1 protein-coding gene is annotated in these 817 nt (G+C 39.2%); it reads left to right on the top strand.

The window, feature by feature from the left end; genetic code table 11:
* Window positions 1–712 (top strand): 5'-nucleotidase, lipoprotein e(P4) family (locus AC1DRF_RS30410; protein ID WP_477742620.1); only part of this gene is annotated, 712 nt, incomplete at its 5' end.
* Window positions 713–817 lie beyond the last annotated feature (105 nt).

Raw genomic sequence — 817 nt, 5'->3', positions numbered from 1 at the left:
ACACCTACCTGATCAGCAAATCATGGCCGATGCTTGGTACCAAACATCCGGCGAAATGAAAGCTTTGTATTACCAAGGCTATAATACTGGAAAGCTTCGTTTAGATGAGGCGCTTGCAAAAAGTACCGATAAAAAGCCTGCCATTATTTTGGATTTAGATGAGACCGTGCTTGATAATAGCCCATTTCAAGCTTCAGCAATCAAAACCGGAAAAGGATTTCCTTATAAATGGAATGAGTGGGTGCAAGCAGCAAAAGCAAAAGCAGTACCAGGTGCTGTTGATTTCTTGACGTATGCGGATCAAAAAGGCGTAGATATTTACTATATTTCGGGCCGTACAACTTCTCAGCTTGAGGCAACAATTAAAAACCTAAAGAATTTACATATTCCTCAAGCAACCAAAGACCATGTGCTATTAACGGGTCCAAAAGATGAAGGAAAAGAAACGCGCCGTCAAAAAGTAGCGACGAATCATAATGTAGTCCTGCTGTTTGGTGATAACTTATCTGATTTTAGCGGCTTTGATAAAAAGTCCATTACTGATCGAAATAAGCTTGTAGAAGAGCAAAAAGAAACGTTTGGCCAAAAGCTAATCGTATTTCCAAATCCAATGTATGGAGATTGGGAAGGAGCTATTTATAACTACGACTACTCAATTTCGGACAAACAAAAAGATAAGCTTCGCCGCGAACAGCTTCAGTATTTCAACTAAAAAAGAGAGGCTGGGACAAAAGGTTTTTAACCCAAGTGAAAAACGAACAATCGATCAGCATGTGATCAACCGTTCGTTTTTTTTGTTATGGTGAATATAGTTTCA

Source organism: Priestia sp. P5_B4 (assembly GCF_056400385.1).
This window is presented reverse-complemented; position numbering and strand designations above follow the sequence as displayed.